The organism is Pseudomonas sp. R28(2017) (assembly GCF_002112505.1).
Classification (GTDB): domain Bacteria; phylum Pseudomonadota; class Gammaproteobacteria; order Pseudomonadales; family Pseudomonadaceae; genus Aquipseudomonas.
In genome coordinates this window covers 74395-97240 of record NZ_NEHW01000004.1, presented here as the reverse complement: position 1 = coordinate 97240, position 22846 = coordinate 74395, and the positions used below count along the sequence as shown (strand labels likewise).

At 64.5% G+C, this 22846-nt stretch carries 26 protein-coding genes; 9 read left to right on the top strand and 17 right to left on the bottom strand.

The window, feature by feature from the left end:
- Positions 1 to 20: 20 nt before the first annotated feature.
- The 6 genes from CAF78_RS08485 to CAF78_RS08460 form a co-directional block, all read right to left on the bottom strand.
- The gene (locus CAF78_RS08485) at positions 21 to 2411 is read right to left on the bottom strand and encodes a TonB-dependent receptor (protein WP_085675015.1); all 2391 of its coding nucleotides are present in this window, start codon (positions 2409 to 2411) and stop codon (positions 21 to 23) included.
- Positions 2412 to 2513: 102 nt separating this feature from the next.
- Positions 2514 to 3494 (bottom strand): FecR domain-containing protein, encoded by a 981-nt coding sequence (locus tag CAF78_RS08480; RefSeq protein WP_085675014.1) that lies wholly within the window; start codon positions 3492 to 3494, stop codon positions 2514 to 2516.
- Positions 3491 to 4042 (bottom strand): RNA polymerase sigma factor, encoded by a 552-nt coding sequence (locus tag CAF78_RS08475; protein WP_256573861.1) that lies wholly within the window; start codon positions 4040 to 4042, stop codon positions 3491 to 3493. Before CAF78_RS08475 ends, CAF78_RS08480 begins: the two co-directional genes overlap by 4 nt.
- A gap of 4 nt (positions 4043 to 4046) precedes the next feature.
- Positions 4047 to 4373: a DUF3325 domain-containing protein gene (locus CAF78_RS08470; RefSeq protein ID WP_085675012.1), complete on the bottom strand. Its 327-nt coding sequence runs from the start codon at positions 4371 to 4373 to the stop codon at positions 4047 to 4049.
- Entirely contained in the window at positions 4373 to 5944 is a 1572-nt protein-coding gene (locus tag CAF78_RS08465) for a PepSY domain-containing protein (RefSeq protein ID WP_085675011.1), read from the bottom strand. The genes CAF78_RS08470 and CAF78_RS08465 overlap by 1 nt, the downstream gene beginning before the upstream one ends.
- Entirely contained in the window at positions 5941 to 6246 is a 306-nt protein-coding gene (locus CAF78_RS08460; RefSeq protein ID WP_085675010.1) for a DUF3649 domain-containing protein, read from the bottom strand. The genes CAF78_RS08465 and CAF78_RS08460 overlap by 4 nt, the downstream gene beginning before the upstream one ends.
- A 745-nt stretch (positions 6247 to 6991) precedes the next feature.
- Between CAF78_RS08460 and CAF78_RS08450 the strand changes: the two genes are divergently transcribed.
- A complete protein-coding gene (locus CAF78_RS08450) occupies positions 6992 to 7339 on the top strand; it encodes an HPF/RaiA family ribosome-associated protein (protein WP_085675008.1) in 348 nt (115 codons plus the stop codon).
- A gap of 124 nt (positions 7340 to 7463) precedes the next feature.
- Positions 7464 to 7766: a DUF3509 domain-containing protein gene (locus CAF78_RS08445; RefSeq protein ID WP_085675285.1), complete on the top strand. Its 303-nt coding sequence runs from the start codon at positions 7464 to 7466 to the stop codon at positions 7764 to 7766.
- A 3-nt stretch (positions 7767 to 7769) separates the two neighbouring features.
- Here the strand turns inward: CAF78_RS08445 and CAF78_RS08440 are convergent, their stop codons facing one another.
- Complete coding sequence (locus tag CAF78_RS08440) at positions 7770 to 8240, bottom strand: phosphate-starvation-inducible protein PsiE (RefSeq protein WP_060508765.1); 471 nt, start codon at positions 8238 to 8240, stop codon at positions 7770 to 7772.
- Between the two features lie 296 nt (positions 8241 to 8536).
- Here CAF78_RS08440 and CAF78_RS08435 point away from each other — a divergent pair, with 296 nt between their 5' ends.
- Positions 8537 to 8803 carry a YebG family protein gene (locus CAF78_RS08435; RefSeq protein ID WP_085675007.1) on the top strand — a complete coding sequence of 89 codons (267 nt, stop codon included), beginning with the start codon at positions 8537 to 8539 and terminating at the stop codon, positions 8801 to 8803.
- A 50-nt stretch (positions 8804 to 8853) separates the two neighbouring features.
- On the opposite strand, the gene CAF78_RS08430 is transcribed toward CAF78_RS08435, so the two are convergent.
- Complete coding sequence (locus tag CAF78_RS08430; protein WP_085675006.1) at positions 8854 to 9873, bottom strand: Glu/Leu/Phe/Val dehydrogenase dimerization domain-containing protein; 1020 nt, start codon at positions 9871 to 9873, stop codon at positions 8854 to 8856.
- Between the two features lie 124 nt (positions 9874 to 9997).
- On the opposite strand from CAF78_RS08430, the gene CAF78_RS08425 reads away from it, so the two are divergent.
- Positions 9998 to 10804 carry a SirB1 family protein gene (locus tag CAF78_RS08425; protein WP_085675005.1) on the top strand — a complete coding sequence of 269 codons (807 nt, stop codon included), beginning with the start codon at positions 9998 to 10000 and terminating at the stop codon, positions 10802 to 10804.
- Here CAF78_RS08425 and maiA read toward each other — a convergent pair.
- Genes maiA through hmgA form a run of 3 tightly spaced genes read right to left on the bottom strand, consistent with a single transcriptional unit; the run spans position 10798 to position 14039 of the window.
- On the bottom strand, positions 10798 to 11430 hold the full coding sequence (maiA, locus tag CAF78_RS08420; protein WP_085675004.1) for a maleylacetoacetate isomerase: 633 nt from the start codon (positions 11428 to 11430) through the stop codon (positions 10798 to 10800). The genes CAF78_RS08425 and maiA overlap by 7 nt on opposite strands.
- 11 nt (positions 11431 to 11441) lie before the next feature.
- The gene (fahA, locus tag CAF78_RS08415; RefSeq protein WP_085675003.1) at positions 11442 to 12734 is read right to left on the bottom strand and encodes a fumarylacetoacetase; all 1293 of its coding nucleotides are present in this window, start codon (positions 12732 to 12734) and stop codon (positions 11442 to 11444) included.
- Positions 12735 to 12737: 3 nt separating this feature from the next.
- Positions 12738 to 14039: a homogentisate 1,2-dioxygenase gene (gene hmgA, locus CAF78_RS08410; RefSeq protein WP_085675002.1), complete on the bottom strand. Its 1302-nt coding sequence runs from the start codon at positions 14037 to 14039 to the stop codon at positions 12738 to 12740.
- 164 nt (positions 14040 to 14203) lie between these two features.
- Here hmgA and CAF78_RS08405 point away from each other — a divergent pair, with 164 nt between their 5' ends.
- Positions 14204 to 14986, top strand: coding sequence for an IclR family transcriptional regulator (locus CAF78_RS08405; RefSeq protein WP_085675001.1), 783 nt, complete (start codon positions 14204 to 14206; stop codon positions 14984 to 14986).
- 209 nt (positions 14987 to 15195) lie between these two features.
- On the opposite strand, the gene CAF78_RS08400 is transcribed toward CAF78_RS08405, so the two are convergent.
- The 4 genes from CAF78_RS08400 to CAF78_RS08385 all read right to left on the bottom strand — a co-directional run bounded on the left by CAF78_RS08400 (position 15196) and on the right by CAF78_RS08385 (position 18358).
- Positions 15196 to 16098: an SDR family oxidoreductase gene (locus CAF78_RS08400; protein WP_085675000.1), complete on the bottom strand. Its 903-nt coding sequence runs from the start codon at positions 16096 to 16098 to the stop codon at positions 15196 to 15198.
- A 115-nt stretch (positions 16099 to 16213) separates the two neighbouring features.
- Positions 16214 to 17119, bottom strand: coding sequence for an alpha/beta fold hydrolase (locus tag CAF78_RS08395; RefSeq protein ID WP_085674999.1), 906 nt, complete (start codon positions 17117 to 17119; stop codon positions 16214 to 16216).
- Positions 17120 to 17295: 176 nt separating this feature from the next.
- Positions 17296 to 17982 carry an LrgB family protein gene (locus tag CAF78_RS08390; protein WP_085674998.1) on the bottom strand — a complete coding sequence of 229 codons (687 nt, stop codon included), beginning with the start codon at positions 17980 to 17982 and terminating at the stop codon, positions 17296 to 17298.
- Entirely contained in the window at positions 17972 to 18358 is a 387-nt protein-coding gene (locus CAF78_RS08385) for a CidA/LrgA family protein (protein WP_085674997.1), read from the bottom strand. The genes CAF78_RS08390 and CAF78_RS08385 overlap by 11 nt, the downstream gene beginning before the upstream one ends.
- Before the next feature lie 98 nt (positions 18359 to 18456).
- Between CAF78_RS08385 and CAF78_RS08380 the strand changes: the two genes are divergently transcribed.
- Positions 18457 to 19335 (top strand): LysR family transcriptional regulator, encoded by an 879-nt coding sequence (locus tag CAF78_RS08380; protein WP_085674996.1) that lies wholly within the window; start codon positions 18457 to 18459, stop codon positions 19333 to 19335.
- Between the two features lie 114 nt (positions 19336 to 19449).
- On the opposite strand, the gene CAF78_RS08375 is transcribed toward CAF78_RS08380, so the two are convergent.
- Positions 19450 to 19905, bottom strand: a complete 456-nt coding sequence (locus CAF78_RS08375; protein ID WP_085674995.1) for a flavodoxin — start codon at positions 19903 to 19905, stop codon at positions 19450 to 19452.
- A 104-nt stretch (positions 19906 to 20009) separates the two neighbouring features.
- Between CAF78_RS08375 and CAF78_RS08370 the strand changes: the two genes are divergently transcribed.
- Together CAF78_RS08370 and CAF78_RS08365 are read left to right on the top strand one after the other, a co-directional pair.
- The gene (locus tag CAF78_RS08370; protein ID WP_085674994.1) at positions 20010 to 20438 is read left to right on the top strand and encodes a PAS domain S-box protein; all 429 of its coding nucleotides are present in this window, start codon (positions 20010 to 20012) and stop codon (positions 20436 to 20438) included.
- A gap of 60 nt (positions 20439 to 20498) precedes the next feature.
- Entirely contained in the window at positions 20499 to 21119 is a 621-nt protein-coding gene (locus tag CAF78_RS08365) for a hypothetical protein (protein ID WP_085674993.1), read from the top strand.
- Here CAF78_RS08365 and CAF78_RS08360 read toward each other — a convergent pair.
- Positions 21104 to 22036 (bottom strand): MerR family transcriptional regulator, encoded by a 933-nt coding sequence (locus tag CAF78_RS08360; RefSeq protein ID WP_085674992.1) that lies wholly within the window; start codon positions 22034 to 22036, stop codon positions 21104 to 21106. The genes CAF78_RS08365 and CAF78_RS08360 overlap by 16 nt on opposite strands.
- A gap of 219 nt (positions 22037 to 22255) precedes the next feature.
- On the opposite strand from CAF78_RS08360, the gene CAF78_RS08355 reads away from it, so the two are divergent.
- Positions 22256 to 22816 carry an antibiotic biosynthesis monooxygenase gene (locus CAF78_RS08355; RefSeq protein WP_085674991.1) on the top strand — a complete coding sequence of 187 codons (561 nt, stop codon included), beginning with the start codon at positions 22256 to 22258 and terminating at the stop codon, positions 22814 to 22816.
- Positions 22817 to 22846 lie beyond the last annotated feature (30 nt).

The following is a 22846-nucleotide window of genomic DNA, read 5'->3' as shown; positions in this document are numbered from 1 at the left end:
TGCTTTGCAGCCCCTGGCGCCTAGAATTCGAAGGTACTCGACAGGCTCACCTGCCGCGCATCGCCGATGGCGACGAAGTACTGGTTCACCGCCGAGCTGTAGTAAACCTTGTCGAACAGGTTCTTCACGTTCAACTGCAAGCGCACATTGTGCTCGTCAAACTTGGTCTCGTAGGTGGCGAACGCGTCAGCCACGGTATAGCTGGGCAGGTCGAAGGTATTGGTCGAGTTGCCCGGCCGTTCGCCCACATACCGCGCCCCGGCGCCAAAACGCAGGCGATCACCGCCGAACAGGTTGCCGAAGTCATACACCGCCGACAACGAACCGGTATGCCGGGCCACGTTCTGCAGGCGGTTGCCTTCCAGGTCGGGGTCCTTGGTCACCTTGGCATCGGTATAGGCGTAACTGCCGATCAGGCTCCAGCGCTCGCTGAGCTGCCCGGTCAGGTCCAGTTCGACGCCACGCGAACTGACCTCCCCCGCGTTGCTGTACACCGTCTCGCCGGTGCCAGTGTCAAAGTTGGCGACCAGCACGTTCTGCTTGGTGATGTCGAACAGCGCCAGGGTACCAGTGAGGCTGCCCGGCATGTCCAGCTTGGCGCCCAGCTCCCAGGACTTGCCCTCCTCCGGCGCCACCGACGAATCCAGCACCACCCCCCCGGTCAGCGGGGCAATGCTGGAGTTGGGCTTGAACGACTCGCTGTAGCTGCCGTAGAACGACAGCTGGTCATCGACCTTGTAGACGATGCCCGCATGCGGCACCCAGGCCTGGCCACTGGTGTCGGTATTGGCCTTGAACGGGCGGCCGCGGCCGGCGTACTGGTCGTATTGCTGGTAACGCGCGCCTGCAACCAGGATCCAGTGCTCGTCCAGGTGCAGCGCGTCCTGCAAAAACAGCGCGTCGGTGCGCAGCTTGTCGGTCTGGTCGCTGTCGCTGGCGCGCACGGTGGTGCCCTCCACTTCCTGGCCGTAGACCGGGTTCACGTAGCTGAAGGTGGACCGAGCGGTCTGACGGATCAGGTCGCCGCGAAAGATCTTGCGGTCTTCGTGGTCGATGCCGAACAGCAGGTCGTTCTGCAGGCCGGCCAGTTCCACATTGCCATTGAGGCTCAAGGTGGCGAACTGGTCGCGGCTCATGGCGTTGTGGGTACCGTCGATGCTGCGCGTGAGCGTGCCCTTGGCTTCGTTCACACCCGTAACGCGAACCTGGCTGGCATCGTAGGTCTCGCGGTTGAAGCTGTAGCCGAAGTGCAGTTTCCAGTCGTCGGCCAGCTGGTGGTCGACCTCCAGGCGGTAGAGGTCGGACCGCCCTTCCATGTCGTTGAACGGCTCGTCCAGCCGGCGCGTAGCGGGAATGTCCAGTGGGTGGCCGTTGCTGCCGAATGCCGTGCCGCGGTCGAACGGGTAGAGGAATTCGCGGTGCTCGTAGGCCAGCACCACCTGGGTATCGTCGCCGAGCCAGGCCAGCGATGGCGCTACCAGCGATTCGCGGTGCACACCGAAGTTGCGCCAGTAGTCCTCGTCCTCGTGGTCGACGATCAGGCGGTAGGCGAAGTTGCTGTCACCCAGCGCGCCGGTGCTGTCAAAGCCCCCGCCGCTGCCGTTCTTGCCGCTGCCGTAGGTGGAACCGCGCACGGTCAGGGCGTTGTACTGCTGCAGTTGCGGGCGCTTGCTGACCACGTTGATCACCCCGCCCGGGTCCTGGATGCCATACAGCAGCGAGGCCGGGCCCTTGAGCACTTCGACCCGCTCGGTGCTGGCATTGAGGCTGCGGCCCTGCACCAGCGGCATGCCGTCGCGCATGATCGAGCCATCGCGGTTGTCACCGAAGCCACGCTTCATCACGGTATCGGAAGTGCCACCGAAGTTGTTGCCCTGGGTGATGCCGCTGACGTTGGCCAGGGCGTCGTCGAGGTTGCGCGGGGCCTGGTCGCGGATGACCTGGGCCGGTACCACGTTGATCGCCTGGGGGATGTCCTGGGACGGCCCCTGGCCGCGCATGATCGAGGCGCTGGCCGGCGGTTGATAGCTGTAGCTGTCCATTTGCGAGGTCACCGTGGTGGCCTGCAGGTTGAGGGCGCCAGAGGTATCCACAGGTTCAAGTGTCAGGGTGCGTGCGTCGAGGCGGCGCCAGGTCAGTCCGCTGTTGCCCAGCAGCTGTTGCAGAGCCTGCTCGGCACTGAACGAGCCATTGAGGGCCGGGGCCTGTATGCCAGGCAGTTCGAGGGTGTAGACGACGCTCTGGCCAGTGGCACGGCTGAAGGCGTTCAGAGCCTGGGCCAGTGGCTGGCTGGGCTGGTCGAACGTGTGCAGCTGCAGTTGCTCGGCAGCCATCAGGCCAGGGGTGGCGGTGATGGCCGAGCACGCTGAAAGGCCGAGCCAGAGGGGTACGCAACGCGGGGTGAACTTCATGGACGCTGACCTGTGAGAGGGCTATTACTGCGAATGAATCGCACTTCCACTCATTACACGGATGCCGCCACTTGTTACCTCATCCGCTTTTGCAATTTTTTTTCAGCGGATCACGGTCAACCGCCCCAGCAGCGTTTGCCGCGAAAAGCCCAGCACCTTGCTCAACGAGTCCAGTGCCGCCAACGGCTCATCCACCGGGAAGCTGCCGCTGACCTTGCGCTGCCCCAACTCGCCGTCAAGCAGGACGATGCGGCCTGGGTAGTAGCGGCCCAGGTCGGCCACCACCTGCGCCAGCGGCACCTGATAGTAGTTCAGCCAGCCCTGGCGCCAGGCCAGGCGGCTGTCGCTGTCCACGCTCGACAGCTCGCCTGCATGCCCGTCGGCATAGGCCAGCTGCTGGTTGGCCGTCAGTACCTGGCCGGCCTGCCCCTCCGACGGGATGACCGCCACGCGTCCGCTGCGCACGATGACCTGCGCGCCCTGCCCTTGGTCACGCACTTCGAACTGTGTGCCAAGCACCCGTACTTCGCCGCCAGCGGCCTCCACCACGAATGGCTGCCCCGTATGGGTAACCTGGAAGAACGCTGCGCCATGCAACAGGCGCACGCGGCGTTCGCCTTGCTGGAAGTCGACGGCAATCGCGCTGCCAGCATCCAGGGTCACCTGCGACTGGTCCGCCAGGGTCACCTGGCGCAGCGCATCGCTGCTGCTGAAATCGGCCTGCAGGTTGAGCAGCCAGTCACCCGGCCGCCAGCCGCCCGCCATGCTGACAGCCAGCACCAGGCACGCTGCGGCCAACGCCATGCCCGCGCGCCGCCAATGCCCTTTGCCTGGCGGCTTGGCCATGGCCAGCAAGTAGCGCTGCAAGTCTGCGTGCTCTTCCTCGGCCAGGCGCGCTGCCGGTGCTTCGCTGAGTTGCCACAGCAACTGGGCTTCGGCGTAGGCTTCACGGTGCCTGGGGTCGGCCAGCAACCAGCGCTTGAACGCCGCACTGCTGGCAACTGCCGGCTGTTCGTTGATGCGGATCAGCCACTGCAAGGCTGCCTCGGACTGGGCAGCGGTGATCAGGTCTGGATGGCTCATCGGCGGGCGCTCCCAGGCCTGCGAGTGAAGGTCGCGGGCTCGGCAACACTGGCCTTGCACGCTTCAAGGGCGCGCATCATATGCTTTTCCACGGCGCTCTGGGAAAGCTGCATGGCCTTGGCGATTTCGCCGTACTTGCAGCCGTGGATGCGATTGAGCAGAAAGATCTGCCGGGTCCGCTCAGGCAGGGCACGCAGGGCGTTTTCGATGCGCTGCAGGTCATGATCGACTTCCACGGCCTGCTCTGGCGCCTGGACCAGGCCCGTTTCATCCAGCGGCAGCGATGCTTCGGCGATGCGTTCGCGGCTGCCTTCACTGCGCAAGTGATCGATGGCCAGGTTGCCGGCACAGCGCAGCAGGTAGGTGTCGAGCGCGTCGACCTTGAAGTCGGGCCGGCGCCAGAAGCGCAGGAACAATTCCTGCACCAGGTCCGATGCCGTGGCACGGCAGCCTACCCGGCGGCTGACCAGGGCTTCCATGCGTGCACGCTGGGCCAGGAATACCTGGACGAAACGCGCGCGGGTACCGTCGCTGTCAGGTTCGCTCAAGGCATCACCCGGCAAACAGGGCCAACAGCGGGCCGAGCACCAGGCTAAGCGCCGCCAGGCCGAGCAGAAGGCGCGGCTGGTAGGGCAGACCGAACACCCACAAGGTGCCCCCCGCCATCAGCAATGCGACCCACTCCACCAAGCCGTGCGCCCAGCCACGCCCGTGCACGGCGAGTACCAGCGACAGCACCAGCAACAGCCAGCCGCCGATGCGCAGCACGCGCAGTTGGCCTGGGGAGGGTTTGCGCTCGAGCAGCTCGCCGAAGTGCTTTTCCATCGCCAGGCACAGCGCGGCGAAACCGGCGAAAACCATCAGGGCAATGCTCGACATCACTGCACCTCGAGCCTTTGAGGCGAAACCTTGGCCGCCTTCGGCGCACGTTTTGCGGCGGGCTTCACCGGCCGCAGCATCTTGCTCGCAGCCCAGGCCAGGAACAGCCCACACGCCAGGGCGGTCAGGTCGAACCCGGCCATGGCCCAGTCACCCGCAGGCACAGAGGCATTCAACCCTTGGCCGGTGCTCAGGGCGTTGAGCAGGGGTAACAGGGCAAAGGCCAACGCGCCCAGTGCCAACTGCTCGCCCCAGGCCCTGCGCCCCGGGCGCACCACGGCATGCAGCAATGACGCCGACCAGACCAGGAAGAAGGTGTTCACCTCCCAGTCGGCCCGCCCGTGCAGTGCCACGGGCAGCAACCGGTTGGCCCAGAAGAAGCCAGCCACGGCGAGGATCAGGCCACTCATGCTGGCGATGTTGAGCACTTCGACCAGGCGCAATTCGCCCGGCAGGCGTTCGCGCTTGGCGTGCTTGAGCTGGCGCTTGCCCAGCCACATCACCAGGCCAGTACCGATCACCGCCGTGCCGGCAAGCCCGAAGGCGAAGTACAGCCAGCGCAGCCAGGGCCCAGCGTAATTGCCCATGTGCAGGCCTGCGAAACTGAAAGAGGTCATCATCGTGGCGCTTTCCGGCGCGCCCTGTTTCAGCAGTTCACCGGTGGCGCCATCGAAGGTCCAGTTGGCACTGCGCTTGTAGGGGACGTTGTCTGCCGATGACTGGCTGAAGGTGACACGGGCATTGCGGTCCCCCGCGTTCTGCACCTGGATGAAGCCCATGCGTGCGCCCGGCACCTGCGCCTGGACCTTGGCGTAGAGGCTCGCCAGCGGCACCAGTGGGGTCGCGACATTGGCCACCTGGGGGGCCTCGTCGCGGCCGAACAGGTCATTGAAATATCCGCTGGTGTTGCCATAGCTGGCCAGGATGCCGGCCGGCATGACCATGTACATGAACAGCACCAGGCTGCTGTAGCTGATCATCAGGTGGAACGGCAGCACCAGCACGCCGATCGCGTTGTGGCCGTCCAGCCAAGAGCGCTGGGCCTTGCCGGGGCGGAAGGTGAAGAACTCCTTGAAGATCTTCTTGTGGGTGATGATTCCGGTGACCAGCCCCAGCAGCATGATGAAGGCGCACAACGTCGACAGCCAGCGGCCCCAGGGGTACGGCATCTGCAGTTCGAAATGGAAGCGGTAGAAGAACTCGCCGCCACGCGTATCACGCGCCTCCACCGGCTGCCCGCTCTGCGCGTCCAGGTCCTTTCTGACAAAGCCCCGGCGCCCGCCCTCGGGGTCGCGCCAGCCCACGTTCAAGGCCGCGTCGCGCTCGCTGGGCAGGCGGATCATCCAGCTGCCCGAATGTGCCGCGTTGCTCTCCAGATAGCGCTGGGCCAGCCCCAGGCTGGCCACCGGGTCGAGCGCATGGCGGCGCACTTCCGGTTGCGCCCAGTGGCTGACCTCCTCCTTGAAATACGACAAGGTGCCGGTCAGGAAGATGGCGAACAACAGCCAGCCGAAGATCAGGCCGGTCCAGGTGTGCAGCCAGGCCATGGCCTGGCGGAAGCCTTCCTTCATGGGTTTTTCATCCAGTAGGCGAACCCGCCGAGCAGCCCCAGCACCAGGCTCGGCAGCAGCACGCCAAGCCAGGCGCGCCAGGCGCTGCGGCAGGCGAAGCACCAGATGAAGGCCAGCAGGTAGAACACGAACGAGAGCATCAGCCCGGTCAGCGTGGCGTCGACCTGGGGCAACGGCAGCAGCAGGGCAAGGCAGACACTGACCAGCGACGCCAGCAGGTAGCCGCCCAGCAATGCGGCCAGGCTGCGTGAGACCACGGCCAGGCGATAGCTGAGAGGGAGTCCGGCGGCGGAGCGCTTCATGGCGTGTGTCCGGGGAATGGGGGTGCAATAGTAATGAGTTTAATTCTCATAAGCAAAGACTGGTGGAGGATTGAGGCACAGGAGTGATTGGCCCGAAACAAATGTGGGAGCGGGCTTGCCCGCGAAGCGCCGCGCGGGCGGCGCTCGGTCGCATAGGCGCTGCAAGGGTCGTGGCGAACTCGTGGTCGCCATGAACCGATCTTCAGATGACCCCAACACCCGTACGACAATTCTGAACTTGAAACCAAATGCTTCAATTTGGATCAAGCGTCGACTTATCCTACAAGCCTCGTCGGAAGTCGCTGCATTGCCGCTGGAACATCTCAGGGATAACGTTTCCGGGTCGCCTAAATCAGGTGACCGGGCGTGAGAAACCCGACTTCACGACTTGCGGTAACGCTTTATGGCGGCCGTACGCAGGCAGGCTTCGGCCTGGCCGAGTGCTCGTGTCTCGGATTTCTCACCCTCGTACGGTTGCCACCCTAGTCTCGTGAGAAAAGATGCAGGTGGTGATTTCATCTCCCATCGCCGGCAAGCGCGGCTCCCACAGTGGGGGCGGGGCTTGGCAGCGCTGGACTGCAAAACAGTCCCCTTCAACGAATTTGCTACAGAAAATTTATTTTCAATAAGGGGTTGTATTCGCTTCGCTGTTGCCTGACCTTAGAGTCAAGAGGCGCAGAATTTCCAAGGCCCTCAATGGCCTAGGCACGCCTCCATGCGAGCAAGCTGAATAAGGATTGGAATCATGCAAATCCAGGTCAACAGCAGCAACCATATCGAAGGCAACATCCGTCTCAACGAGTGGGTCCGCAGTACGCTGGAAGCCACCCTCGAACGCTTTGACGACGACCTCACCCGCATCGAGGTCCACCTGCGCGACGAGAACGGCGCCAAGCCCGGCCCGCATGACAAACGCTGCCAGTTGGAGGCTCGCCCGAAAGGCCATCAGCCGATTTCCGTGACCCACACCGCCACTTCGCTGGACCAGGCGGTCGACGGTGCCGCCAGCAAGCTGAACAACGCGCTGGAACACTTCTACGGCAAGCTGCGCAGCAAGCGCGGCGTACTGGAACTGAGCGACCCCGACGCCTGATCGGCACCCTGAACAACAACGCCCGGCCTGTGCCGGGCGTTTTGGTCTGCAGCGATCAATGGGCCTGAACCAACCGGCCTGTTCCCCGGTCAACTTCTGCAGTCATTCATTGCAGACCCTGACCATGAACAATCCCTTCGAACAGATCAGCGCCGCCTTCGCCCCCGAATACCGGGTCAACCTGAGTATCGAGCGGCTGGACGGCAGCATCATGCTGACCCTTTCCGACGACGCCGGCGTGGTCGCCAAGCGCCTGATCAGCCAGGCCCAGCGCAACGACCCGGTGCGCCTGCAGCGGGTCATCGACAGCATCCGCCTGGGCCTGGCCATCGAGCTGGGGCAGAACCCGTTGCAGGTCCTCGCCGCCCTGACCCGCGACACCGGCCACGCGCCACGGCATCTGACCGCCGTCGGCCTGGCCAACTGAGGGCTACTTGCCCTCCTCCACTTCCTTGCCGCTGGCGTCCAGCACCTTGGTCGAGGGGTAGCGGTACGAGGCGTAGCGCACCACCAGGATCGAGAACGCCAGCAGCAGGATGCCGCCACACACGTACAGCAGCCCGGCGTCCGGCGCCTTGTGGTGCGATACATCGCCGATCAGCAGCCGTGTCAGCGCGGTAATCGCCACATACAGCAGGAAGCGGATCGGCATGTGGTTGGTCTTGAAGTAGATACCGACCATCGCCCCGAGCTCCAGGTAGATGAACAGCAGCAGGATGTCATCGACGCTGACCCCACCCTTGCCGAGCATGTCCAGGAAGGTGACCACCGCCGCATAGGCGGTAATCGCGCCAATGCCGAACAGCGCCAGGTAGTGGAACGCTTCCACACACAGGTTGCCCAGCGAGTCGGCCGAGCCGTGCAGGCCCTTGCGCAGTTTTTCTGCCCATTTGATGTCCACGATGTGCGATTCCCCGATACGACATGAAGGATGATGCGTCACCCCTGTGACGCTTGTGCCATGCAGTTAAAGGGCCAGGCCCCTGCCTTGGAAGGCGACCGATTGCCGCAAGGCACGGGCAGCACGCGATTTCGGCACAGCTACAATTTCTGGTTGCGAAACGACCGCATTGCCATTACTGTACATCGATACAGTATTCGGTGACGGCACTCTGCCTGACTGCCTGGATAGCAACTGAACCGCAAAGCAGACGGCGCACGAGCGCTCCCCTGCTACCACTGACCGAGAGGCCTCGTATGGCTGTTGAGATTCTTTACCGCAGCACGCGCGATTTGGAGACCACGTTCTTGGACCGCAAACTCGCAGACGCCCATGACCAGATGCTGGAACTGGCCGAGGTGCTTACTCAGGTTCTGGTGAAACATGTACCCGGGCTGGATGAAAACATGGCCGAAGAGGCAAGCATCTTCATGGCCAAGAACAGGGCGGTGTTTGCAGCGGCATTCAAGAACAATGCGGCGGCATTGGCGGAGCTGGATGGTTCGGAAAAGAGCGGCGAATAACCCGCAATCCTTAGGCGGTTATGCATCACTGACGCACTCGGCACCCGGATTCAACCGTAAAGCAAGCGCTCGGCCAGCATCTGCGCCACCCTGGCCGGCGAGCGCTTTTCCGCCTGGGCATGGCCGAACACCTCGGTCAGCCGCGTCGGTATGCGTGCCAGGTGTGCGGTGATGGTACCCAGGTCGCCCCCCCGATGCTTGAGCGCCACATAGATCAGGCCACCGGCATTGATCACATAGTCGGGGGCATACAGAATGCCACGCGCCTCCAGCTGGTCAGCCACCTGCAGCGTGGTCAGCTGATTGTTCGCCGCCCCCGCCACCGCCGCGCAACGCAGTTGCATCACCGTCTGGCCATTGAGCACCGGCCCTACGCCACAGGGCGCGAAGATATCGCAGGGCGTGCTGATCAGCGCGTCATTGGTCACCGGGTGAGCATTGAACTGCTCCACCGCCAGGCGCACCCGGCCTGGGTCCAGGTCGCTGACCAGCAACTCCGCGCCCGCCGCATGCAGTTGCTCGGCCAGGGCATAGCCGACATTGCCCAGCCCCTGCACGGCCACGCGCAGGCCTTCAAGGTTGCTGCTGCCCAGGCGTGCCTGCGAGGTGGCGCGGATGCCGGCGAACACGCCCATGGCAGCATGCGGCGACGGGTCGCCGGAAGCCGTGGTACTGGTGACATGCGGTGTGCTCTGGGCGATGCAGTCCATGTCCAGGGTCGAGGTACCGCTGTCCACGGCAATGATGAAACGCCCTTGCAGGGTATCGATGAAGCGGCCGAACGCCTCGAACAGTGCCGCGCGGTTTTCCACATGGGGGTTGCGCATGATCACCGCCTTGCCGCCGCCCAGCGGCAAGCCCGCCAGTGCCGCCTTGTAGCTCATGCCTTGGGCCAGGCGGATAGCGTCGGTCATGGCGCTCTCGTCATCGGCGTAGGGCAGGTAGCGGCAACCGCCCACTGCCGGGCCCAGTTTCTCGCTGTGAATCGCCACGACGGCCTTGAGGCCGGTGGGTGGGTCAATGAAGAGGTGCAGCGACTGGGTACGGGTGCTTTGCATCAGCGCGAACATCGACGGGCTCCCCAACGAGGTGCTCCTACCAGTATAGGCACGCGCCGAGCACCGGCACGGCGGGCGGACCACTGGACGAATCCACGCGCCCCGGCTAATACTCAAGCGTGTGTGGAGAGCCCCCATGAAGCCACGTCAAGCCTGCCTGGCCTGCCTGGAACGCGAGCCGGTCGCCCTGCTGGAAGCTGCGTTATGGATTGCCGTCGAGCATGATCGACAGGTCGAGCCTGCAGCCTGCCTCGCCGCATTGCACAACCTGCAAGGCCAGATCAGTGCCAGCCTGCCGATGCTGCCGTTGGCCGAACTGGCCCAGCCGCTGCTGCGCCAGCTCAATGCACTCGGTTTCCAGCAGGACGAATACCACCCGCTGCGCCCCCAGGCGGCGCTGCTGGACAAGGTCCTGCAGCGCCGGCGAGGCCAGCCCCTGGCACTGGCCATCATTACCCTGGAACTGGCCAGGCGCTTGTCCATACCGCTGGAGGGCGTGGCATTCCCCGGGCACTTTCTGCTGCGCGTGCCCGGTGCCGACCACCTGCTCGACCCCTGTGGCGGGCGGCGCCTGTACCCCAACGATTGCCGCGAGTTGCTGGCGCGCCAGTTCGGCCCTCATGTGCCGTTGACTGCCGAACACCTGCGCAGTGCCAGCGCCACGCAAATGCTGCAACGCCTTTCACGCAACCTGCGCCAGTTGCATATCAGCAACGACAATCACCTGGCCGCGCTGATCGACGCCGAACGGGTCATGCAACTGGGCCCGGTGCAGGTCAGCGACTACATGACCCGCGCGACGCTGTATCAGCACCTGGACTGCCCCCAGGCCGAACGGTTCGACCTGGAGCACGCCCTGCTGCTGACCGACGACCCGGTCCAGCGCCTGAAGCTGTCCGAGCGCATCGGCAAGCTACCGACGGCGAACCGTTCGATTCACTGAGCCGGCGTGTCCACCTGGCAAGCAGGGTGCGCCCTGGCGAACGCCGGATGCCCTTTGGCCAGTGCTGCAACCCGGGCAATGCGCGGATAGCCGCCGAGGTCGATGTTGAAGCGCTCGGCTGCATACAACTGGGGAATCAGGTACACATCCGCCAGCCCCGGCTCATCGCCAAAGCAGTAACCGTGATCGCCAATCAACTGCTCCACGGCCGCCAGCCCCTGCCCGATCCAATGTGCGATCCACTGATTGACCTGCGCCTCGTCATGGCCCAGCTGACGCAGCTGGTTGAGCACACTGACGTTGTGCAGCGGGTGCACATCGCAACCGATGATCGCCGCCACGCCCCTCACCTTGGCGCGCAGTGCGGCACCCGTCGGCAACAGTGCCGGCTGTGGATAAGCCTCTTCCAGGTACTCGATGATCGCTGGCGACTGCACCAGCAGATCACCGTCATCGGTGCGCAAGGCCGGCACCCGGCCTTGCGGGTTCACCGCGACGTAGGCAGCACCGCGCTGGTCGCCCTTGAGCAGGTTGACCGGCACGGCCTGGTAATCCAGCCCCTTGAGTGCCAAAGCGATGCGCACGCGGTAGGAAGAGGTGGAACGGTAATAGGTATACAGCTCCATGGCCGGCCCCTTCAGTTGGCTGCGATGATCTTGCCGCGGCATTCGCCGAAGCCGATGCTGGCCACGCCATCACGCGTGCAGCGGGCGCGAAGGATGATCTCATCGCCGTCTTCGAGGAACTTGCGCACCTCGCCGCTGGCCAGTTCCACCGGTTGCTTGCCACCCATGGTGGTCTCCAGCAGGCTGCCGTAGGCGTCTGGCGTGGCGCCGGACAAGGTGCCCGAACCGAACAGGTCGCCAGGCTGCAGCTGGCAGCCGTTGACGCTGTGGTGGGCGATCAGCTGGGCCACGGTCCAGTACATGTTCAAGGTGTTGCTCAAGGCCAGACGATGAGCCGGCAAGCCCTGCTCGCGCATGCGTTCGGTGAGCAGCAGCACTTCCAGTTCGATGTCGAAGGCGCCACGGGCCTGGTCACGCGGGTCGAGCAGATAAGGCAGCGGCTGCGGGTCGCCGTCCGGGCGGGCCGGCTGGGCGCAGCGGAAAGGCTCCAGCGCTTCGGCGGTGATGACCCAGGGCGAGAGGGAGGTGATGAAACTCTTCGACAGGAACGGGCCCAGTGGCTGGTATTCCCAGGCCTGGATATCCCGCGCCGACCAGTCGTTGAGCAGGCACAGGCCAGCCAGGTGCTGGTCGGCCTCGGCAATCGGGATGGCCTGGCCCATGTCGTTGCCCTGGCCGATCCAGATGCCCAGCTCCAGCTCGTAATCCAGGCGCGCGCAGGGGCCGAAGCTTGGCTCGGTGTGGCCGGCAGGCAGGGTCTGGCCTTTCGGGCGACGTACCTCGGTACCCGACGGACGCAAGGTCGAAGCGCGGCCGTGGTAGCCGATGGGTACGTACTTGTAGTTGGGCAGCAGCGGGTTGTCGGGGCGGAACAGTTTGCCGACGTTGGTGGCGTGCTGGATACCGACGTAGAAGTCGGTGTAGTCGCCGACCTTGGCCGGCAGGTGCAGCTGGCACTCTCTGGCCGGATACAGCGCCGCTTCGAGCGCGGCCTGATGTTCGCTGTGTTCGCCCAACAGCACCTGCAGGCGCTCACGCAGCGCCACCCGGGCAGCACGACCCAGCGCGAAGAAGGCGTTCAGCGCACCGCCACGGGTGGCCTCCACCGCAGCCTTGGCCGGGCCTGAGAACAGCCCTGCGGCCAGCACCGCTTCCAGGTCAAGGATGGCATCGCCAATGGCGACGCCACAGCGCTGCGCTTCACCGGGGCGGCTGAAGATGCCCAGCGGCAGGTTCTGCAGCGGGAAGTCGCGGTGCCCGTTGGCGTGCTCGACCCAGCTACGGGCAATGGCGGTCTGGTTCATGGGTTATCTCCGGTTCGGGTTGAAGGTGCTCGGCAAGGTGGCCCAGCAACTATCGTAGTCGGCCTGCAATTGCGGGCTGTCGAGTGCCTGCAGGCTCGGGCGCAGCACCTGGCTGGTCTCGAACATGAAGGCCATGGTGTTGTCGATCTTGTGCGGAGCCAGCTCGGCGGCGATGGCCTTCTCGCAGGTTTCGGCATCCGGCCCGTGTGCACTCATCACGCCATGCAGCGAGGCACCGCCTGGCAGGAAGCCTTCGGCCTTGGCATCGTAGGCACCGCTGATCAGGCCCATGAACTCGTTCATCAGGTTGCGGTGGAACCACGGTGGACGGAAGGTGTTCTCGGCCACCATCCAGCGCGGCGGGAAGATCACGAAATCCATGTTGGCCAGGCCGTGAACGCTGGTCGGTGACGTCAACACGGTGAAGATCGACGGGTCCGGATGGTCGAAGCTGACCGTGCCGAGGGTGTTGAAGCGGCGCAGGTCGTACTTGTAGGGCACGTTGCTGCCGTGCCAGGCGACCACATCCAGCGGCGAGTGCTGCAGCTCGCAGGCCCAGTGCTCACCGAGAAACTTCTGCACCAGTTGCACCGGGCCTTCGGCTTCTTCGTAGTGCGCCACCGGGGTGAGAAAATCACGCGGGTTGGCCAGGCCATTGCTGCCGATCGGCCCCAGGTCTGGCAGGCGCAGCGGCGCGCCGTGGTTTTCGGCGATGTAACCGCGGGCCTGGCCATCGAGCAGCTCGACGCGGAACTTCATGCCGCGCGGAATCACGGCGATTTCCAGCGGCTCGACGTCCATCACGCCCAGTTCGCTGGCGATGCGCAAGCGACCTTGCTCCGGCACCAGCAGCAGCTCACCGTCAGCATTGAAGAACACCCGCTCCATGGAACGGTTGGCGCGGTAGATGTAGATACTGACCCCGGCCGGCTTTTCGGCAGCCGAGTTGGCCACCATCGGCAGCCAGCCTTCGATGAAATCGGTGGGTTCACTGGGGATTGGCTGCGGGCTCCAGCGCAGGCGGTTGGGTGTGGCCGCGCCCGGCGGGCTGCTCAATGGCTGGCGCTGCAGGCGCTCGAAGCGCGGGTGCAGGGCCGACGGGCGGATGCGGTACAGCCAGGTGCGGCGCAGTTCGCTGCGCGCCATGGTGAACGCCGTGCCCGACAGCAGTTCGGCATACAGCCCATAGGGGGCTTTCTGTGGCGAGTTCTGCCCGACCGGCAGGGCGCCGGGCAACGCTTCGCTGGCGAATTCGTTGCCGAAGCCGCTCAGGTAGTGAAGGTCGGGGGACGTGTCGCGGTTCATCGATGCCTCCGGGCTCTTGCCGAGCCATTGCGGGCAGCTGGCTGCTGGGTGGCAGCGGGTCTGCATTGTTTTTATCGTAATCAGATTACGAATAACGTAATTTGCTCAGGGCAAGGCGTCAAGCTATAAAGGCCCGACTCGAACAATCCGGAACCACGAAACCCATGGCCAAAGCCAGCTCCCCCGCCGACAACGGCAAGCAGAAGGTCCGTTCGGCGGAAGTCGGCACTGATATCCTCAAGGCTCTCGCCGAACTGTCCCCGTCCACCTCGCTGTCGCGCCTGGCCGAGCATGTGCAGATGCCGGCGAGCAAGGTCCACCGCTACCTGCAGGCGCTGATCGCCAGCGGATTTGCCGAACAGGATGCCGCCACCAACCACTATGGCCTGGGGCGTGAAGCCTTGCGTGTGGGGCTGGCGGCGCTGGGCAGCATTGATGTGCTGAAAGTGGCGGCACTGCCGCTGTCGCAATTGCGCGATGAGCTCAACGAGAGTTGCTTCCTCGCGGTCTGGGGTAACCAGGGCGCCACCGTGGTGAGCATCGAGCCCGCCGTGCGGGCGGTCACGGTGGTGACCCAGATCGGCTCGGTGCTGCCGCTGCTGAGCTCCTCCACCGGCCTGGTGTTTGCCGCCCATCTTCCAGAACGTGAGACCGTGGAGTTGCGTGACCGCGAGCTGGCCGTGCTGCAACAGAGCGCCAGCGACTACCAAGGCTTGCTGGCGGGGATCCGCGAACAGGGCTTGCACCATGTACACGGCTTGTTGATGCCAGGCGTGGATGCGTTGTCTGCGCCCGTGTTCAACGCCATGGGGCAGATCGCGGCGGTGATGACCGTGGTCGGCCCCACCTCGATCTTCCATGCCGATGAACACGGCCCGGCAGCTCAGCGTCTGCTGGCTGCAACGCGGGACACCAGCTGGCGCATGGGCTACTCGCCGGCGGCCTGAAATGCCTGCCGGGCACTGTTGCCCGAAACGTAAAGGTGAATGTCATAAGCGGCTATTTTTCCTACCGGATCAAGCGCTTATTCTTACCTCACTGGCCGGCATGAAGGGCTCTACCCCCCGCCTTTCAGGCCCGCGAGGTTCACCGACGTTGATTTTGAAGCTCCTTGATCTAACGTCTCGATTGGCCGCTGCGTTTGCAGCGGCCTTTTTTATTTCTGCAGGTTGGCCATCATCTGCTGCAACGCCTGCAGGTTGTCGCGTGGGTGCACCGCCCCGGCGAAATCACCGATCTGCGCCCAGTGTTGCGCGACCTGCTCCGGGGTGAACCCTTGGCCAGGATCGAAGCCGACACCCAGGCTACGCTCCCAGCGCACCTTGCCTACCCAGCCCCCGCCCACCTCGAACAATTCGCCGCTGTCCTGGCACTGTTCGCTGCACAGGTACACCACCAGCGGGCTGATCAACTCGGGCCTGAGCCGCTCGAACACCTGCGGCGGTATCAGCCCTTCGGTCATGCGCGTACCGCCGGTTGGCGCGATGGCATTGACCAGCACGCCATGCTTGCGCCCTTCGATGGCCAGGGTCCGGGTCAGGCCATACAGCCCCAGCTTGGCCATGCCGTAGTTGGCCTGGCCAAAGTTGCCGTAGATGCCCGAGGTCGATGCGGTGAAGATCACCCGCCCCCAGTTCTGCTCGCGCAGGTGTGGCCAGGCAGCCCGGGTGACCTTGTAGGCGCCTTCGACATGAACCTTGTAGACCAGTTCCCAATCGCTGTCGTCCATCTTATGAAAGGCTCTGTCGCGCAGGATGCCGGCGTTGTTCACCAGCACATCGACCCTGCCGAAACTGTCCAGCGCCTGTTCGACGATGCGCGCACCGTCGGCCACCGAGTCGTGGTTGGCCACCGCCGTGCCCCCGGCAGCGCGGATTTCGGCCACCACCTCGTCGGCAGCCGACGCATTGGCACCTTCACCCTGGGTCGAACCGCCCAGGTCGTTGACCACGACCCGGGCGCCACGGGCGGCGAACAGCAGGGCATGGGCGCGGCCCAGGCCACCACCGGCTCCGGTGACGATCACTACACGGTCTTGCAGACTTACCGGCTCGCTCATGGGCATGGCTCCAGGTCGGGTTGAAGGCATCGAGTGTCCGCCAGCCCGTGCAGGCGGACAATCAAGCTCACCCTGGCTGAATGCCAGGCGATAACGGCAGGCGATGATCGCTGGCTCAGGACCAGGCGACACGCTGCGGCAGGTAGCTCAGCGGCTGTTCGCGAAAGGCCAGGTAGTGGCGCAGCACCTGCACTGGCGCTTCGGTGTGCGGGTAATGGCCGATGCCCTGCAGCTGCACGGTGTCGGGGTTTGGCACCAACTGCTGGTAACGCTCGACCATGCGTGCACCGGAAACCGGGTCGACCACGCCGTTGATGAAGCGCAGCGGCACCCCTTCACGCTGCAACGCACCCACCCAGCGCTCGCGGTGCAGCCTGCGCTCTGGCAGGTAACCCACCAGCTTGTGCAGGATACGCGTGCCGGAATTGGCGGCGATCAGGCTCCAGCAGTCATCCAGCGCGCTTTCGCTGGGGTGGGTGCACGGGCCGTAGATCTGGGTGACGTTGCGCACCAGGTCATCGCGCCCGAACGATCGCCCCACCAGCCAGCCGAGGCGGCTGAGCAGCAGTTTCTGCACCAGCAGCACCTGGCAGCTTTCCGGGAACAGCCCGCTGTTGAGAAACACGCAACTGGCGACCTCGGCGCGCTGCTCGTGGTGCCGCGACAGCAGCTCCTGGGCCACGCTGCCACCGTAGTCGTGCGCCAGCAGATGCACGGGCTGGTCAATCTGCAGATGGGCCAGCAGCGCCTGTTGCAGGTCCGCTTGGTCCATCAGGCTGTAACGGTGATTGAGCGGCTTGGCAGAATCGCCAAAGCCCAGCATGTCGCAGGCAATTACCCGAAAGCGCTGGGCCAGCGGTGCCCACAGGTAATGCCAGTCCCAGCTCGCGGTGGGAAATCCATGCAACAGAAGCAGGGGCTCTCCTTGCCCTGCGGTCCAGTAGCGGATGCTCTGGCCCCGGAATGTGAAACTCTGCCCCCGGGTACGCCAGACGCGCAATGGAATCTCGGCCATAGGCATCAGAAGGGTCCCGGTACAGTGGTGTGGAGGGAATAGGGCAAGGCTGCGTTCATTGCATGTCACCTCGGCACTTACATGTGCTCTCTATGTCGAGGTTGAGTGTAATCAGCAGCCCAGCCGATGAAACTTGCGTTACCAGCCAGCTTGATGACTGAGCGAGTCAGTGGCACGAATGGTCACAGCAGCATCGTCAGCAACGGTGCGGCGAACAGGTTGAGCAACCCGGTAAGCACCATCACCAGGCCGGCAACCGAGCCCTCTTCACGGCCCACCTCCTGGGCCCGGCTGACCCCGGCCCCGTGCGCACCAACCCCGAACAGCGCGCCCCGCGCCAGCGGAGTACGCAGCGGCAACCAGCGCAGCAGCACGCCGCCGAACATCGCCCCCAGCACCCCGGTGAACATCACGAACACTGCCGTCAGTTCCGGTACGCCGCCCAGGTCATGGGCCAGCGGCATGGCGAACGGCGTGGTGATCGAACGCGGCACCAGCGACAGGCTGATCGCGTCGTCCAGCGCCAGCAGGTGCGCCAGGCTCCAGGAACTGGCGATCGATGCCGCACTGCCTGCCACCATACCCACCAGCAACGCCGGCCAATGCCGTGCAAGCATGGCCCGCTGCTGCCAGATCGGCACGGCGAAAGCCACGGTCACCGGGCCCAGCACGCCCATCAGCCAATGCGTGTTGCGCGCGTATTCGGCATAGGCCGTGTGCAGCGGCACCGCCACTGCAAGCAGCAAGGCCGGGACCAGAATCAGCGGCGACATCAGGTAGCGCCCGGTGCGCCGGTACAACCAGCGGCTGGCCAGGTAGGCCGCCAAGGTCAGTGCCAGCCAGAACAGCGGCATGGGTTCAAGGCTCATGGCGCAGCCTCCAGCGGCACACCAGTTCCACGGTCACGGCGGTCACCACCATGACCATCAGGGTACTCACGGCAATGACCAGCAAGATGCGCCAGCCTTCGCTGCGTACCAGGCTGCCGTAATCGAGCAGGCTCATCAGTGCCGGGATGAAGAACAGCAGCATTTCCGCCATCAGCCAGCCTGCGCCCAGTTGCAAGGTGGCCGGCTTGAGCATGCCGCAGGCGAACAGCAGCAACAGCAGGCCCAGGCCCATTACCCCGCCGGGGATCGGCCAGCCCAGCCAAGCGGCCAGTTGGCCACCGAACAGGAACAGGGCAAGCAAAACCGCCAGCTCGGCGAGCAGGCGCAGGGTCTTTTTCAGTAACGCGGGTTTCATGGGCGGGGTTCCTCGACAGGCCCTCATTTTAAGATTCGGCTGCCTAGGCCAAAAGCGAATTGTTAGACTTGCAGCCATTCCACAACGGAATCGTCACCATGGAATTCAAACAGCTGCGCAGCTTCATCGAAGTGGTCCATCGCGGCGGCTTCACCCAAGCCGCGCAGACCCTGCATATCAGCCAGTCAGCCGTGAGCAAGCAGGTCGCCCAGCTGGAGCAAGATGTGGGCCAGCCGCTGCTCGAACGCCAGGCCTCGCAGCTGCATCTGACGGCGGCCGGGCGCATCGTGCTGGAGCGCGGCGAGGCGCTGCTGCGCCAGCGTCAGGCGTTGCTCAGCGAGCTCGACGACCTCAGCCAGATGGCGCGCGGCGAGCTGCGCCTGGGTTTGCCGATGCTGGGCAGCGATGCCTTGTTCGCCAGGTTGTTCGCCGAATACCGCAGGCGTCATCCGAACATCGCCATTCAGTTGCTGGAAGGCGGCAGCCGCAGCGTCGAGCAGGCGGTGAGAAATGGCGAGCTGGAGCTGGGCGGCAGCCTCACGCCGAGCGACCCGGCGTTCGAGTACCAGCCGTTCTGCAACGAACCGCTGGACGCCCTGCTGCCAGCCGGGCATGCGCTGGCCGCGCTGGACCAGGTGAACCTGAAGCAGCTGGCCGATACGCCTTTCCTGCTGTACCAGCGCAGCTTCGTGCTCAACGACCGCTTGCTCAAGGCTTGCCAGCAGCAAGGCTTTACCCCGAAGGAAGGTGGCCGCAGTGGCCAGGCGGACTTCCTGGCGGCGCTGGTCGCGGCTGGCCAGGGCGTGGTGCTGCTGCCCCGTGTGGTGGCAAAAGCGCTGGAGCGCCCCGGGGTGGTGCGGCTGCCGCTGAAGGCGCCGGCGTATCTGCGCTGGGATATCGCCTTCATCTGGCGGCGCGGAGCCTACCTGTCGCGCGCGGCGCAGGCCTGGCTTGAATTGCTGCGGGAGATGAACTGACCTGCACCGGCCTCTTCGCGGGCAAGCCCGCTCCCACACCGGGCCTGAGGGCAGTGATACCCCTGTGGGAGCGGGCGTGCCCGCGAAAAGGCCAGTACAGCCTGAAGAAAGACCTCAGGCTTTCAGTACTTGAACAAGCTCTGCCAGCCAAGGCTCGGCATCAGCCTCTGGGGTCACGGTCTCGCTGGCATCGAGCTTCAGCATCGGCAGCACTTCCCGTACCCCCAGTTCGGCAAACAGCTCGCGCATCTGCTCACCACCGCCACAATACGTATCGCCATAGCTCGAATCACCCAGGGCAATCACCGCGCCCGGCAGCCCACGCCAGGCCGCTGGCAGGGTGTCGCGAATGCTGCTGTACAGCGGCATCAGGTTATCCGGCAATTCACCCATGCCGGTGGTCGAGGTCACGGCGAGCAACGCTGCAGGGGCAAAACCTTCCAGATCCTGCTGGGTAGCGCGGGCAGCATGCCAGGCTTCAAAGCCTGCAGCCTTGAGCAACGACTCGGCATGACGGGCGACTTCTTCGGCGGTGCCGTACACCGAGCCGGAAATAATGGCGACTTTCATCAGGAAGAGGATTCCGAAACTGAGTGAAAACGTAGGATACTAGCATCCAGCGCTGGCAAAAGGCCGCCTCTACCAAAGTCCCCTCATCACCCCATGGTCCGGACATGATCAACGCGCAGCTGTTGCAATCGATGGTCGACGCATCCAACGACGGGATCGTGGTCGCCGAGCAGGAAGGTGACGACACCATCCTGATCTACGTGAATGCGGCCTTCGAACGCCTGACCGGCTACAGCCGTGACGAGATCCTCTATCAGGATTGCCGCTTCCTGCAGGCCGACGACCGCGATCAGCTGGGCCGGGCACGCATTCGCAAGGCCCTGGCCGAAGGCCGTCCCTGCCGCGAAGTGCTGCGCAACTACCGCAAGGATGGCAGCGCGTTCTGGAACGAACTGTCGATTACCCCGGTGAAGCACGATGCCGACCAGCGCACCTATTTCATCGGCATCCAGAAAGACGTCAGCCGCCAGGTCGAACTTGAGCGCGAGCTGGCAGAAATGCACGTTCGTCGGAATCCCGACGAACGTACCTGAACCAAGCGTCCTGAGCACGGTCAATTCCCGTTGAAGAAATCGTCATCACCGAGTTCGATCATGCAAGCAGACGCGCTCCTGACTCAGGACGAACTGGATTTCATCCAGGACATGCAGCATTCCCCGCAATTGAACCTGGCCGACCCCATGTCGAGCCTGCTGGTCAATGGCGACCGCCGTATCCAGTCCCTGCTCGCCCGCCTGGTGGCCAACGAGCAGGTTACCCTGCAGGCACAGTTCAACAACCAGCAGATCAGCTTCCCGCTGCAGCTGGTGGAAGACGAGTTCCACGCTGTGCACCTGCAGATCGGCTCACCGGAAATCTACGAAGACGATGGCCCCATGCTGCGCCCCTGGCGCCTGTCGATGGAGCAGCCCAGCGCACTGCTGGATGCCCAGGGCAAGGCCAGCGGCCTGCTGGTCAGGGACATTTCGTTCAAGGGCGCGTTGCTCGAGGTACGCGGCCCGGCCAAGGCCCCTTCACGTTTCGACCTGCATTTCGCCCCGGAGGGCATCAGCCCTATCGGCCTGCATGGCCGGCTGCGTCGGCGCATTGGCTCGGACCTGGCCGCCTACGACCTGAGCCGCAGCCCCGCAGGCGAAATCGACCGGCTGCGCGAATACATCCTCCAGGCCCATCGCCAGGCCCACCCAGAGCTGCACGATCAGGTATCGAGCTGACCGGCAAGGTACTGGCGCAAGCGCCGCCGCATCAGCTCGACCTCTGCACCCAGGCATGCCACCGGGCTCCCCGCCAGGCCATCCTGGGCACCTTCAGCCGCTTCGCCGGCCAGCAGCAACGGGCACTGCAGCCCTGCCGCCAGGCGCGTCAGGCGCTTGCCCAGCCCACCACCCGGCGGGTGATTGGCAAACAGCACCAGCGCATCCGGCCTGAGCCGCTCACACACCAGTGGCAACTCGTCCAGCGCCTGCCCGGGCATGAGCAGGCGCACACCCACTTCATCGCTGGCCAACAGCAAGCCGGTCACCAGCAGGTCCAGCTCAAGGCATGGCCCGGGCAGCGGCGCCAGCAATACGTTATGGCCACGCCGCAGACGAACGAGCTGCAAGCGCGCAAACACCCGGCCGCGCAGAAACTGGTCAAGGAACAGCCATTCACTGGCCAGGCCAAACGCCCCCTGCCCCGCCGCCAGGTCGTGCCAGACGGGCATGAACACTTCACTGAATACCTGGTCCTGGCTAAGTGCGGCAAACACCTGGTCGAACAGGCCATCCAGGGCCACGGCATCGAAACGATGCACCGCCTCGCGCACCTGGGCTTGCCAGCGTGCCGTGCAATCAGCCAGCACCGCCCCCTGGGTGAGCATCTGGCCCCGGGCCAGGATGCTGCCGACCTTGCTCACGGCCACGCCGCGTTCGAGCCAGCCGAGAATGCGCCGGATGTCGTCGATATCTGCCTGGGAATACAGCCGGTGGCCACTGTCGGTGCGTGTGGGCTGGATCAGCCCGTAGCGGCGCTCCCAGGCGCGCAAGGTCACAGCGTTGACGCCGGTCAGGCGGGATACCTCACGGATAGGGAACAGATCCTGATGTTGCAGGCCCGCCTCGATGGCCGAGTCACGTCCCTGTTTGCTCATCTGCACTGAGTAACCTGTGTGCGGAAGTTGAACAGTCATTCTACTACGACACTATAGGCCGCAAGCCAGCAACCGTTTGCGAACAATTGTTAAGGCTGCATCGTCAGGACGATGCTGTTTCGCGCCCGATTCTTGCATGCCCGCAGCCGTTGCCCACCACCCCGGGCAACGCAGCCAAGGGGCCGGCTACCCGCCAGCCCCGTCGCCAGGAGATACACGATGTCTACCCCACCCGTCACCCTGATGGTGTCGCGCCGCGCCGCCCATGGGCGCTACCAGGACCTGCTGGCCTGGCTCCATGAAGGCGAGCAGCTGGCTACCGACTTCCCCGGCTACCTCGGCTCGGGCATCCTCGCCCCGCCCCGCGACAGCGATGAGTTCCAGATCATTTTCCGCTTTAGCGACGAGCCCACCCTGCACGCCTGGGAGCATTCCGCCTCGCGCCGGGCCTGGCTGGCTCGCGGTAATGGTCTGTTCGAACGCCCCAAAGAGAGGCGCGTCAGCGGTATTGATGACTGGTTTGGCACCAACATGGTGCAAAAACCGCCACGTTGGAAGCAGGCGGTGGCCATCTGGGTGGCCTTCTTCCCGGTCTCGCTGCTGTTCAACGTCGTGTTCGGGCATTGGCTCGCGACGCTCGAGCTGCTGCCCCGGGTCATGCTCAGCACGCTGGCCCTGACCCCGGTCATGGTCTATCTGTTCATCCCGCTGTCCACCCGCCTGCTGGCCAACTGGCTGCACGCCACGCCCAGTGCCAGCCCGGTTCTGCGCAGCCGCTGAGGCAAGCCGTACAACAGGAAAACGCTTAAG